Genomic DNA, 12,292 nt, shown 5'->3' with positions numbered 1-12,292 from the left:
TCTATGTATGTTGTAGTAATTGGCGGCGGACGTTTGGGTTATTACCTTTTAAAAGCCCTCCTTAATGACGGGCACGAGGTGCTTCTTATCGAAAAAAACTCCTCCCTGTGTGACGGTATCAACAAAGAAATGGGCAGTGTCTGCCTGCACGGTGACGGCTGCGAAACCGCTGTTCTGACCGAGGCCGGTACTTCCAGAGCTGATTTGCTTATTGCCGTAACCGGAGATGACGAAGACAATCTGGTAGCCTGTCAGGTTGCCAAATACAAGTTTAATGTGCCCCGCACTATTGCTAGGGTCAGAAACCCCAAGAACGAGTCTGTTTTCAAACAGTTGGGAGTAGACTCCACTGTAAATTCCACCAATATTATCCTGGAGCATATTGAACATGAAGTTCCCAGCCATGCCATGACCCACCTCTTAACCTTACACGGCAAAGACCTTGAAATTATAGATATACGCATACCTGAAAATGCCTTAACGGTAGGCAAGCAGATACACGATCTGGTACTGCCACCCCAAACCATTATCTCTCTGATAGTCCGCAAGGACAGCAAGCCGATACTGCCCCGTCCCGAAACCACTATTCAGGCAGGTGACCAGTTTATGATAGTCACTTCGGCTGTTAACGAAGCTGAGATACGTGATATCCTGACCTCCACCGCCTAAAGCCTCCCTCATTTTTCTGCTCTGAGCATTTCAAACCTTGCTTTTTTGTTCATCCCAAATTTCAACCTCAGGCCTTTCCGGCTTTCTATCCGGATATATTGACGGGCAAATCCTTTTGGTATAGCCTAGAAACATTTATATCTCTTTTCAGCTTCGGGAGGACATATGAAGGTAACCAAAAAATTTGCTCTGCTACTGGGACTTGCCCTTTCACTTATAACCGCCCAGGGATGTTCGGAAACTGCACCGCTTGAAGTATACACTCCCTCCCAGATTAGCCAGAACCAGCTTGAGATAAGTATTTCGGGCAATATAAAGCTGCCGGGTATTTACCCCGGAAACACCCGGGATACCCTTCAGAGCCTGCTTGAAGCCGCAGGCGGATTAATGGATAACTCAGAGCTTACAACTATCTACCTCAGTTTCAATCCGCCTGCATCAGTATCTTCAACCCAGAAAATAGATCTGAACCGGGCGGAAATCTGGCTGCTTGTTGCCCTGCCAGGCATAGGCGAAGCAAGGGCAAACGATATTATCACCTACCGCAACCAAAACGGGGGCTTTAAAAATACTCTGGAACTGATGCTGATTCCCGGCTTCAGCCAGAGCCTTTATGACCAGATAAAAGACCTGATATGTGTTTTTGAAACGGCAGATATGCCGTGATTATCAGCCTTATCAGTCTGGGGCTAATTGGCGGGGTGGCTTTAAGCCGCCTGGGTTTGCCTGTCTTGCCGTTTATTATGCTGGCAGCAGTGCTAGGCGGGTTTTGGCTTATCTTTAGAAAAAGATACCGCCTGCTGCTGGGCCTTAGTCTGGGTGTTTTGGCACTTTCCGGCGGGATTTTACTTTCGGACAGCCAGATTAACACCAATTCAGACCCTTCCCAGCTGAGCTACTATAATGACAGCGGTAAACTGGAACTTAAGGGCGTAATAACCGAAAACCCTGACAACCGTGACCGCACCAGCCTGATAGTACTGAACGTAAGCAGCATTGCAACCACGTACGGCTGGCAGAATGTATCCGGAAATATCCTTCTGACCCTGCCAAGCTACTCCGAATACAACTACGGCGAAGAAATTCAGATAAACGGATATTTAAAAACCCCGGAAAACTTTGAAGGGTTTGATTACAAAGCCTATCTGGCAAACCAGCAGATATACTCGGTCATGGTCTACCCTGAAATAACCCTCCTGTCAGAGGGGAACGGAAACCCGGTAATGGCAGCTATATTCAGCTTTCGCCAGAGCCTCTCTGACAGCCTTAGCAAAGCTATGCCCGAACCTGAATCCTCGCTAGCTAAGGGAATACTGCTGGGTGAGAGAAGCGGCATACCCGAAGATATCCAGACAGAGTTCAGTATATCCGGCACTACCCACCTGCTGGCTATATCCGGGGCTAACTTAAGCATACTCTCCGGCATACTCCTTACGGCTCTGGGCTGGGTACTGGGCAAAAGGGGCTATATTTATATATACCTGACCCTGATACTTATCTGGGGGTACTCCCTGCTCAGCGGTTTTGACCCGCCGGTAGTCAGGGCAGTGATTATGGCCAGTATATTTCTTTCCGCCGAGCTGCTGGGGCGGCAGAAAAATGCCATGCCCGCCTTATGCCTGGCGGCAGCGGTTATGGTGGCCTTTTCACACTCCATCCTGTGGTCTGTTTCGTTCCAGCTCAGTTTCATGTCTATGCTGGGGCTGATACTGGTTTACCCTGTGCTAAAGGAACTCAACCTCAGGCTGCTAGAGCGTTTCGGCCTTTCCGAAGGCATACTCAGGACAGCTCTGGGTATAGTGCTGGACGGGCTGGGGGTTTCCCTGGCCGCTATTGCCGGTATCTGGCCGGTGCTGCTTTATTATTTTGAAAATATATCCCTTATTGGGCCGGTGGCTACCTTGCTGGCCATGCCGGCCATGCCGTTTATTATAGTACTGTCTTTTCTAACTGCCCTGCTGGGGCTGGTCTTTCCGGCCGGGGCGGTGTTTATGGGCTACCTGACCTGGCTGCCCTGCCGCTATATGCTTACAGTAGTATCCCTGACCGCCTCACTTCCGGGCATGCTCTTAGCCGGTATCCGCCCGGGGGCAATACTGATGGGTATTTACTATTTCCTGCTGGTGGTACTTTACCGGGCATACAAACACTTTTTGAAAATCCCCGCCCGCCTACATGCCAACCCGTCTTTGGCAATTAAACTGCGCTGGGTGCTGGCAGGCATGGCCGTACCGGTGCTGGTATTTTCTTTCGGCCTGAACCCGTCAGCTGACCAGAAAATGCACGTTTACTTTCTGAATGTGGGGCAGGGTGATGCCATACTTATCCAGTACCAGAATCAGGATATACTTATAGACGGCGGCCCCAGCCCCCAAGCCCTCTGCAATGAACTGGATAAACACCTGCCGTTTTTTGACCGCAATATAGAAATGGTTATCCTGACCCACCCTGATTCAGACCACCTAAGCGGGCTTTTGGAAGTGCTGGAACGTTACAGCGTAACTGAGGTACTCCTGCCTCAAACTCAAAGTCAGGACGCCCTTTACCAAAACTATCAAAACCTGATTGAAGAAAAGGCTATTCCGGCCAGAACTGCCGAAACAGGTATGCAGATAACTCTGGCGAACAAAGCGGTTCTGGAAGTAATAAGCCCGTTTGAAGGGTTACTCAGTAAAGAAGCGGATAGGGACAACAACCAAAGCACCGTGCTGACCTTAAGCTGCGGGCAGATAAACTACCTTTTTTGTGCCGATATTGAAACCCCCGCAGAATACCAGCTAATAACCAACCGCCTGCTTGAGAATACTACTGTGCTGAAGGTAACCCACCATGGCTCAAAATATTCTTCCAGTACAGAGTTTTTAAATGTAACATCGCCCGTTTTCGGGCTGATTTCAGCTGGTGCGGACAACCGCTACGGACACCCCCACCCCGAAACCCTGTCCCGCCTGAGCCTGGTCATAGCCGAAAACCGTATCTACAGCACAGATATATGGGGCAGCCTGGATTTTGCCACTGACGGCCAAAGCCTTTATATTTTTCAGCCGTAACCTTTCCCTGCCCGTTGCGTTATATTAAGTAACGAACACCGGAAAGGAGAAATGAAATGGCTAACAGAATTGCTGAGCAAATTGAACGCACCATTTTCCAGTTCAAGTGGCTTTTTATGCCCCCCAAGGCCAAATATGCCTACCTCTGGAACAGAAGCCGTGCAAGCCTGCAGGCCGACTATTACGGCTTAAGATAACCGCTTTAGCCTGGTCTGCTTGTCCTGCATGCGGGCAAGTTTATTATATGGCAGGGTGAACGTTCGCCCTGCCTATTTTTTTAATCAAGCACATAGGTCATGATAATATCGTGAGCCTGATGGGCCTTGTCCCCGCCCCGAAATTCAAACTCTTTGACCTCCTGCCCAGATACACCCACATAGAGCTTGTCACTCACCATAAAACCCTTGCGGAATATAAACCCGCCCTTGTCTTCACTGCCCACCGTTGTCACCCGGCTGTAAGGTATACTAACAATAGCCTTAGCCTTTTTGGCAAACTCCTTATCATAGTAAATTATCCGCTTGCTGGTCAGGCCGATAAATCCGGTGCCCTGCCCTTTAAGGTCAAAAACAGCATGAATAAGCTCATCCGGCAGGCAGATACCTTCAATCTGCTCCAGCTGTTCTTTTTTATCCACCGCCATATCGGGTGCATGCTTTGCCATATCAGCCTCCTTTTTTGGTCTGGCAACATTGTAATTGAGGGGGTAAGGGCGGTCAATCCTGTATATATTGACAAGCAGGCGGCTATCAAGTTAAATAACCCTATGGAAAACCGTAAGCTCAGCCGTTTTATCATTGCCGTAGCCATAATAAGCTTTACGGCTTCAACCATGCTGTACCTTCTCCATTACTTTATTTTTCAGGACAGCCACCATATATTTATCTATATGCTGGGGGATCTGGCTTTTATCCCTTTGGAAGTTTTTCTGGTCGTAGTTGTGATTGAGCGTATTCTTACCAGCCGGGAAAAACACGCCCTTTCCCAAAAAATGAACATGGTGGTGGGGGCTTTTTACAGCGAACTGGGCAATGCCCTGCTGGGAAAACTGCTGGACAGCTTTGATAACCCTGAGCAGATTTCTTCCCAGATGGCAGTAGATAAAAACTGGTCAAATGCCGAATTTAAAAAAGCGCTTACTTACTCTGCCCATTTCAGCCATATGCCGAACCCCGGCAAACTGGACCTTCAGCACCTTAAAAACCTGCTGGACGCCAAACGCTCTTTTATGCTGACATTGCTTGAAAACCCTAACCTGCTGGAAAAAGATGATTTTACCGACCTGCTCTGGGCAAGTTTTCATCTGGGAGAGGAACTGGATGCCCGCCAGAGTCTTGAAAATCTGCCGGAAACTGACAAAGCCCATATTGCCAATGATGTAAAGCGTATGTATGCCCTGCTGCTTAACCAGTGGATAAAATACCTTATCCACCTAAAATCCCAGTATCCTCATCTGTACTCACTGGTGCTACGCACCCACCCCTTCCAGCCCAGCCCCAACCCGGTTATACACGAATAAAAAACCGCCTTTTAAAGGCGGTGAATATATCCGATACCAAAAACCCGGCTCTCAGGCCGAATCACCGCACTTCTGGCACTGTCCGTAAATAACCAGATTTTTAAAATCAGCCGCAAAGCCATACTTTTTTAAGATACTCTGCTCCTGCTCTCTGACCATATCTTCGCTCAAGTCGGTTATCTTTCCGCATTTACGGCAAACCAGATAATGGCGTGAACCCTTATTGACACTATGGTAGCGTAAACGCCCGTCACCCATGTCTGTTTCCAGCACCAGACCTTGCCCCTTTAAAAGCTCCAGGGTGCGGTAAACAGTGGAAATATTTATATTGGGGTATTCCTGCCCCACCTCAGCGTAGATATCTTCGGCACTCATATGCCCTTCAGCCATATCCAGAGCTTCCAGAATAAGCACCCGCTGGGGGGTCAGGCGAAAACCGTCATTTGCCAGTTCACCGGCTATAGAATTTTGTTTATGCATACAGCTAGTTTAGCAGTTAGAGCTTATTATTGCAACTGCTTGCAACTGCCTCTACTGGCGGGGGTTCAAACGGTCACGGCTGTCCAGAATAATAGTCACCGGGCCGTCATTATGGATTTCCAGCATCATCATAGCCCCGAACTTCCCGGTTGCCGCCTGCACACCTTCTTCACGGCAAAGGCGGATAAACAAGTTATATAGACGGTCGGCTTCCTCTGGCTGGGCGGCCTCAACAAAACTGGGGCGGCGGCCCTTTCGGGTATCGGCAATAAGGGTAAACTGGCTGACCACCAACAGCTCACGGCAAAGGTCTTTTAAAGACAGATTAAACTTGCCTTCGCCATCAGCAAATATCCGCAGGTTTATTATCTTGGATACCAGGTATTCGGCATCTGCCTCCGTATCCCCTTCGGCCACGCCCAGCAGCACCGCCAAACCCGGCCCTATTTCGCCCACGGTCTCTCCGCCTACCATTACAGATGCCCGGCTAACCCTCTGGATTACCGCTTTCATGCACTCCTGCCTCCTTGCCGTTCTATTTTAAACCATGTAGCTGGCAAAAACGAAATAAGAAGTATAATGGAGAAATAACTATTTACAGAGAGCTATCAGGCACAAACAAACTCGCTATAAGACGGCATCTGGTGTTATTACTTATAGACTTCCGGCACACGCAGGGATTACAATGTATATAGTAAAAGCGAGAGTGAGAGCAGATGCTGAAAATTCTCATTTTTTATCATTTAAATAAACTTCGGGTATAAGGCACCGGTCAGCTTTGACCAGTGCCTTTAATATTTTAGGAGGTGGCGAAATGCAGTCTAGCCTGATAGGCAAAATAGAAAAAGCCAAACGCTATGCCCAAGAGAAAGACCGCATAAGGTTTAACCAGCTATCCGTCCAGTTCCGCGGAGAAAACGATATCCACACCACCGAATATATTAACGGTAAATGGCACTGCACCTGTAATTTCTTTGCCGCCTGGGGTATGTGCAGCCATACTATGGCTATGGAAAAAGTACTGGAGAATATGCTGCCGGACGAGGCATTAAGCAACGTATTTGCCGAACTGCCTTAACAAGGAGCAAACCATGTCCTGCTATTTCAGGCATATAGGGGATATTTTTCTGGCCGCCGGGGTAGACCCGCAGGGAGAAAAACGAGAGGAACTGGATAAAATAATCCACCAGTTTCTGGGAATAGAATACAAAAGCTGCCCGGAGACCTGGAAAAAACTGAAGGAAGAGGTTATCCCCTATCCGGACAAGAAAAGTAAACTGATAGAGTTACTCAGAGCCAGTTCCTAAGCAGGGCTGGCTCTGCCCTTTTAAAGCTTCAGCGGCCACAAAGAGAGACCCGGTAACACATATAAGGCCGTCCAACGGGGTTATCTCCCCCGCCGTTTCCAGAGCTTTTGTCACTCCGCCTGCTTCCAGCACTTTCATGCCCTGTCCTTCAAAGGCTTTTCTGAGCAAATCCAGTTTCATAGCCCGCGGGTGGAGGGAATGGGTCAGTATCACTGTTCCGAAATACCCGGAAAGCAAATCCGCCATAGCACCGGCATCTTTATCAAAGGAAGTGCCGAAAGCCAGCACCCTTTTTTCTTTTTCTATTTTAACGGCAGCAGGATATTCTTCGAGCGAAAGCAGCAATTCAGCAACAGCTTCCTGATTGTGGGCGCCGTCAATAACAAGCAGCGGATTTCCCTTGATGACCTCAAACCGCCCTGGCCATTTAGTCCGCCTGAACCCCTCGGTTATATCTTCGGGGCTTATTTTAAAGCCCTCTTCTACCAGCGTCTCCAGAGATGCCAGGGCGGTAAGGGCGTTTTGACGTTGGTAATGCCCTAAAAGCGGCAGACACAGCCGGTATTCAGCCTGACGACCGCTAAGTTTGAGTGACTGACCTTGGGCAGTGTAACCTAACAGTTCGGCCTTGTAGCCGTCAGTCACTTCAATCAGCTGTGACTGGGTTTTACAGCAGCGTTCGCGGATAACTGCCATAACTTCCGGTCTTTGGGCGGCAGACACCACCGGCACAGATTGTTTAATAATGCCGGCTTTCTCAGCAGATATTTTTTCCAAGCTATCACCCAGCACTTCGGTATGGTCCAGACTTATGGGGGTAATAACAGAAAGGCTGGGAGTAATAACATTGGTAGCATCCAGCCTGCCACCCAGCCCGGTTTCAATTACCTGAAAAGCAGCCTGCTGGCGGTGGAAAAATTCAAACGCCAGAGCAGTCATAACCTCAAACGAAGTTATCTTACCCAGATAGGCATGGTCATTCATTTCTTCTACCAGAGGGCTGATGGAAGCCATCAGCCGCACCAAATGGGCTTTGGAAATCATCTTGCCATCCAGACGAATACGTTCGCGGAAATCCAGCAGATGGGGCGAAGTGTACAGACCGGTACGGTAACCGGCCACAGACATAACCGAAGCAATCAGGGCAGCCGTACTGCCTTTGCCCTTGGTACCGGCCAGATGAACAGCCGGAATACCCATATGAGGGTTTCTGAGCCTCATTAAAAGCTCCACCACCCGCCTGAGATCATAATTGGCAGCCGCCCGGCTGGTGGCAGATTCATAATCTGTCAACCCCAGTATAAAGTTTAAAGCCTGCCGGTAACTCTCTTCCAGAGTATCCCCCTAACCTTTGCCTGCTGAAGAAATATCCGAGATATCTATATTTTTGATAACCGGAGTACCGAAATATTTTACCGAAGAGACACCGCTGGCCTTTATGTACAAATCACCGTTGGTGTATACCCGTATATTGCTTACACCGGCAGCCTCAACTATGGCACTTGCCGCCAGAAACTTTTCCAGATTAACAGTGCTGGCACCCTCAGCCAGCACATTTATATCACCGCCTTGCCCCGAAAGTTCCAAGCGGGAAGCCCCGGACACCTCTATACCGGCATTGCCGCAAACCAAATCTCCGCTGGCAACACTGGCACCGTTTATGTAAAAACTGCTTTGCCCTACCCTCATATTACGCAGAGCAAGGCGGCTAGCGCCGGTAACCAGAGCCGTAAAATCATTCACTGAATTGAATCCGCTTACAACAGCCTCGGAAGCACCTGAAATATTCAGCCCCACCAGCTCCGGCAGGCAGATACTGGCCTCTATTTTTACATTTGTAAAGCTGAAGTGGTCTTTCAGACCAATCCTAAGAGTCTGACCGCTTTTCTCCAGTTCCAGATATTCAAAAATATTTTCATGGGTTGAAACAGATATTTCAAAAGAATCTGAACAGGAGATATCAGCCGTAATAACATTTGATATTTCTACCCGGTTGAAATCAGTATAATCAAAGGCCCGGCTCTCTACCGCACCGTTGCCCGTAATAAATCCGTCAACCCCCGGAATACACCCTCCCCCAAGCAAAGCAAGTGTTAATACAAGAAATATAGACAACCACAACAGACCTGCTTTTTTCACCTGAAACCTCCTTGAAGGAGATTGATTATACCATTTTATCAGTTTTTGCTCAGGCTGGATGAACCTTTTATTTCCACTTCGTTGAAGCATGGGCTTCCGGCATATTTTAATTCGGAAGCACCATTCAGTTTCACGTTCAGCACTTCTTCAACCCGCAGTTCTGCCTGACTGGCATTTTCCAGTTTTACTTTGGCATGCTTACAGACCATACCGTCCAGTGCAATACGGCTTACTCCTATGGCTTCTGCCTCCAGTTCCTCCGCCCAGCCTTCCATTTGCACCTTACTGCCGCTCTCCAGTTCCAGCTTCAGTTTTTTGAAAACACCCTTGAGCTTTATCTCGCTAGCCGCTTCAGCATTTATCAAGGCTTCTCCGGCCCTCACTTCACCCTCAAGCTGACTGGCACCGCTTAGCCGTATTTCCAGTTTTCCGTCGGTATCAAAGCCTTCCAGTCTGGCTCGGGTTGCCCCGTTTACGTAAAGCCCGCCTAACAGGGGCATCTTTACCGTAGCTCTGGGCAGATACCAGCCCGGCAGCAGGTTTTTCAGGCTGAAAATACTGGGGCTGTACATCAGCCACAGTTTATCACCCTCCTGTTTTATTTCAATATTCTTAAACCCGTCCTCAGGTGCGTCCAGCCATATTTCAAAACTATCTGCCCGTATCAGGTTTATCTCAAAACCATGCCCGGCCTCTATCCGCCGAAAATCTTTATTCGCAAATTCCTTCTTCATGGACATATACCTCCATGTTTATTCTCCCGTTTTATGTTACCACCCTGTAAAGGGCATTTAAATATACCGGAGAACAAAGTTACTGACTTTATTCTCTTGACTGTAAGGCATCACTGTTGATAATATCCTTTCCAGAGGACTTAACACATGAAGTTTTTAGAAAAACTGAAACAGGCTGGAAACAGAAATAAAAGCCTTCTTTGCGTGGGATTAGACCCTGACCCGAAACTTATGCCGGTGGGCATGACGGCACTGGAATTTAACCGCGAGATTATCGCCGCCACCGCACCTTTTGTCTGCGGCTACAAACTAAATCTGGCTTTTTACGAAGCTTTGGGCAAACAGGGCTGGGAAATGTTATCCGAAACCTGCAATCTTATTCCGCCGGAACTTCTGACCATAGCGGATGCCAAAAGGGGAGATATAGGCAACACCTCAAAAGCCTATGCCAGAGCTGTATTTGACGAATTGGGCTGTGACGGCGTAACAGTCAGCCCCTATCTGGGATATGACTCCCTTGAACCGTTTATTGAATATCAGGATAAGGGCATATTTATTCTTTGCCGCACTTCCAACCAGGGCTCAACAGATTTTCAGATGCTCAAAACCGAATATCTGGGACAAAAACGCTTTCTGTATGAAGTAGTGGCAGACAAGGCCTTACAGTGGAACCGCTATGAGAATATAGGGCTGGTAGTGGGTGCAACCCAGCAGGAAGAGCTGAAAAATCTCCGCCTCAGCTACCCCAAATTGCCTTTTCTTATACCGGGCATAGGCGCTCAGGGCGGAGATCTGAAAGCTACCGTAGAAAACGGAACTAACCCCAACGGCGAATTGGCTCTTATCTGTGCTTCCCGCGGCATACTTTATGCCCGAAGCGGCAGTGAATTCGCCCAAGGAGCAGCCGAAGCCGCCAACCAGATGCGTGATGCCATAAATCATTACAGGAAACGTTTTTAATATACGGAAGTGGCAGCTGCTTTTATATCAATCTGTACACCGGATAAATGCACCTGCCCCATGGAAGTAAAATGCTGGAAATACTCCCCGGAGATGTATACAAGCTGCGTAAGCCCCACCCCTGCGGCGGCACGGACTGGAAGGTGGATTTTGCGGGCTCGGACATAGGTATTACCTGTCTGTGTTGCAGCCACCATCTGCTGTTACCCCGTCCCTTATTTGAAAAAAAGGTTAAATGTCTGATAAAGCGCGGTGAATGATGGCCATCCGGCGGGTAATGCATGCGGATTTAGATGCCTTTTTTGTTTCAGTGGAACAGGCCATCCGCCCTGAGCTCAAAGGTAAACCGGTTATCGTAGGAGGCAAACCCGAACGGCGGGGCGTGGTGGCGGCCGCTTCATATGAAGCCCGCAAACTCGGTATCCATTCGGGAATGCCGCTTCTTACCGCCAAACACCTCTGCCCTCAGGCTATATTTATTGAAGGCACCCACCAGCTTTACCGTGAGTATTCGGGAAAATTCATGCAAATACTCTCAGACTTCTCACCCTTTCTTGAGCCGATGGGGCTGGATGAAGCCTATCTTGAAGTAACCGGTTTTGAATCCCTGCACGGCAGTATTGGCGAAATGGCCTGTAAAATCCGCCGCCGCATCACAGCTGAACTGGGTATAAACGCCAGTATCGGCATTGCCAACTCCAAAGTAGTGGCCAAAATAGCCACCGAACATGCCAAACCCAATGGACAGTGTGAAGTACCTGCAGGTGAAGAAGCTGCTTTCTTAGCCCATTTGGATATATCCGTAATGCCGGGCATAGGCAAAAAAACCGAACAGCATCTGAAATCATTGGGTATAGATACTCTAGGTAAGCTGGCTGCGCTGCCTGCTTCATTTTTAAAAAGCAGTCTGGGTGCATACGCCCCATACCTTTCAAATGCCGCCAAGGGAATAGACAACCGCCCGGTTGAAATGCCTGCCGAAGCCAAATCTATCAGCCGTGAAACCACCTTTGAGACTGATACCCGAAATCTTACCTTTCTGGAAGCAAAGCTGGGTTATCTGTCTGAAAAAATTGCCGCCACCCTGCGTAAACGTGGCAAACAAACACGGGTAGTTCAGATAAAAATACGCTTCGCAGACTTTACAACCCTTACCCGCCAAAAACACCTTAATCACCCCTGCTCAGGCAATCAGGAAATATTCCAAACCGCCCTCAAACTGATGAACGGCATACTGGATTCAGACCGCCGCTCAGTCAGGCTGCTGGGAGTGGGCATAAGTGATTTCTGCGGCCCGGAAAAACAGCTGGAAATAGACCCGGCCAGAGCCCGGCTGGAAAAACTGGATGCCTCTCTGGATAAAATCCGCCAGAAATACGGCTTTGGTTCAGTCCAAACAGGGCGGACTTACAAGCTGAAAGATATGTTTTAAGT

At 48.6% G+C, this 12,292-nt stretch carries 16 protein-coding genes; 10 read left to right on the top strand and 6 right to left on the bottom strand.

Annotated features, from left to right (window positions below; translation table 11 throughout):
* Positions 1-3: 3 nt before the first annotated feature.
* The 4 genes from ASJ33_RS00730 (at position 4) to ASJ33_RS08455 (ending at position 3,916) form a co-directional block, all read left to right on the top strand.
* The gene (locus ASJ33_RS00730; RefSeq protein WP_041330329.1) at positions 4-669 is read left to right on the top strand and encodes a potassium channel family protein; all 666 of its coding nucleotides are present in this window, start codon (positions 4-6) and stop codon (positions 667-669) included.
* Positions 670-834: 165 nt separating this feature from the next.
* Positions 835-1,335, top strand: a complete 501-nt coding sequence (locus ASJ33_RS00725; protein WP_023651699.1) for a helix-hairpin-helix domain-containing protein — start codon at positions 835-837, stop codon at positions 1,333-1,335.
* Positions 1,332-3,719, top strand: coding sequence for a DNA internalization-related competence protein ComEC/Rec2 (locus ASJ33_RS00720; protein ID WP_041330328.1), 2,388 nt, complete (start codon positions 1,332-1,334; stop codon positions 3,717-3,719). Before ASJ33_RS00725 ends, ASJ33_RS00720 begins: the two co-directional genes overlap by 4 nt.
* A 56-nt stretch (positions 3,720-3,775) precedes the next feature.
* The gene (locus tag ASJ33_RS08455) at positions 3,776-3,916 is read left to right on the top strand and encodes a hypothetical protein (RefSeq protein ID WP_010935833.1); all 141 of its coding nucleotides are present in this window, start codon (positions 3,776-3,778) and stop codon (positions 3,914-3,916) included.
* An 80-nt stretch (positions 3,917-3,996) separates the two neighbouring features.
* Here ASJ33_RS08455 and ASJ33_RS00715 read toward each other — a convergent pair whose 3' ends face one another.
* Complete coding sequence (locus ASJ33_RS00715; RefSeq protein WP_023651697.1) at positions 3,997-4,383, bottom strand: PH domain-containing protein; 387 nt, start codon at positions 4,381-4,383, stop codon at positions 3,997-3,999.
* A 102-nt stretch (positions 4,384-4,485) separates the two neighbouring features.
* On the opposite strand from ASJ33_RS00715, the gene ASJ33_RS00710 reads away from it, so the two are divergent.
* Complete coding sequence (locus tag ASJ33_RS00710; RefSeq protein WP_041331644.1) at positions 4,486-5,238, top strand: hypothetical protein; 753 nt, start codon at positions 4,486-4,488, stop codon at positions 5,236-5,238.
* A 51-nt stretch (positions 5,239-5,289) separates the two neighbouring features.
* On the opposite strand, the gene ASJ33_RS00705 is transcribed toward ASJ33_RS00710, so the two are convergent.
* Both ASJ33_RS00705 and dtd read right to left on the bottom strand, forming a co-directional pair.
* Complete coding sequence (locus ASJ33_RS00705; RefSeq protein WP_023651695.1) at positions 5,290-5,718, bottom strand: Fur family transcriptional regulator; 429 nt, start codon at positions 5,716-5,718, stop codon at positions 5,290-5,292.
* Between the two features lie 51 nt (positions 5,719-5,769).
* A complete protein-coding gene (dtd, locus tag ASJ33_RS00700; RefSeq protein WP_041330326.1) occupies positions 5,770-6,231 on the bottom strand; it encodes a D-aminoacyl-tRNA deacylase in 462 nt (153 codons plus the stop codon).
* Between the two features lie 301 nt (positions 6,232-6,532).
* Between dtd and ASJ33_RS00695 the strand changes: the two genes are divergently transcribed.
* Both ASJ33_RS00695 and ASJ33_RS00690 read left to right on the top strand, forming a co-directional pair.
* A complete protein-coding gene (locus tag ASJ33_RS00695; protein WP_012881376.1) occupies positions 6,533-6,796 on the top strand; it encodes a hypothetical protein in 264 nt (87 codons plus the stop codon).
* Positions 6,797-6,809: 13 nt separating this feature from the next.
* Positions 6,810-7,025 carry a hypothetical protein gene (locus ASJ33_RS00690; RefSeq protein WP_041330323.1) on the top strand — a complete coding sequence of 72 codons (216 nt, stop codon included), beginning with the start codon at positions 6,810-6,812 and terminating at the stop codon, positions 7,023-7,025.
* On the opposite strand, the gene ASJ33_RS00685 is transcribed toward ASJ33_RS00690, so the two are convergent.
* The 3 genes from ASJ33_RS00685 to ASJ33_RS00675 are packed head-to-tail and all read right to left on the bottom strand — an operon-like array spanning position 7,005 to position 9,898.
* Positions 7,005-8,318 carry a bifunctional folylpolyglutamate synthase/dihydrofolate synthase gene (locus tag ASJ33_RS00685; protein WP_236886607.1) on the bottom strand — a complete coding sequence of 438 codons (1,314 nt, stop codon included), beginning with the start codon at positions 8,316-8,318 and terminating at the stop codon, positions 7,005-7,007. The genes ASJ33_RS00690 and ASJ33_RS00685 overlap by 21 nt on opposite strands.
* Before the next feature lie 51 nt (positions 8,319-8,369).
* A complete protein-coding gene (locus ASJ33_RS00680) occupies positions 8,370-9,164 on the bottom strand; it encodes a GIN domain-containing protein (RefSeq protein WP_023651691.1) in 795 nt (264 codons plus the stop codon).
* Between the two features lie 38 nt (positions 9,165-9,202).
* On the bottom strand, positions 9,203-9,898 hold the full coding sequence (locus ASJ33_RS00675; protein ID WP_023651690.1) for a GIN domain-containing protein: 696 nt from the start codon (positions 9,896-9,898) through the stop codon (positions 9,203-9,205).
* 147 nt (positions 9,899-10,045) lie between these two features.
* Between ASJ33_RS00675 and pyrF the strand changes: the two genes are divergently transcribed.
* The 3 genes from pyrF to dinB all read left to right on the top strand — a co-directional run bounded on the left by pyrF (position 10,046) and on the right by dinB (position 12,290).
* On the top strand, positions 10,046-10,858 hold the full coding sequence (gene pyrF / locus ASJ33_RS00670) for an orotidine-5'-phosphate decarboxylase (RefSeq protein WP_023651689.1): 813 nt from the start codon (positions 10,046-10,048) through the stop codon (positions 10,856-10,858).
* Positions 10,859-10,929: 71 nt separating this feature from the next.
* Positions 10,930-11,118: a DUF951 domain-containing protein gene (locus ASJ33_RS00665; RefSeq protein ID WP_023651688.1), complete on the top strand. Its 189-nt coding sequence runs from the start codon at positions 10,930-10,932 to the stop codon at positions 11,116-11,118.
* Positions 11,118-12,290, top strand: coding sequence for a DNA polymerase IV (gene dinB, locus ASJ33_RS00660; protein ID WP_041331642.1), 1,173 nt, complete (start codon positions 11,118-11,120; stop codon positions 12,288-12,290). Before ASJ33_RS00665 ends, dinB begins: the two co-directional genes overlap by 1 nt.
* Positions 12,291-12,292: the final 2 nt, after the last annotated feature.

This window comes from Dehalococcoides mccartyi (assembly GCF_001889305.1).
Lineage (GTDB): Bacteria > Chloroflexota > Dehalococcoidia > Dehalococcoidales > Dehalococcoidaceae > Dehalococcoides > Dehalococcoides mccartyi_A.
The sequence above is the reverse complement of the archived record's forward strand: the minus strand, read 5'-3'. Positions and strand labels throughout refer to the sequence as shown.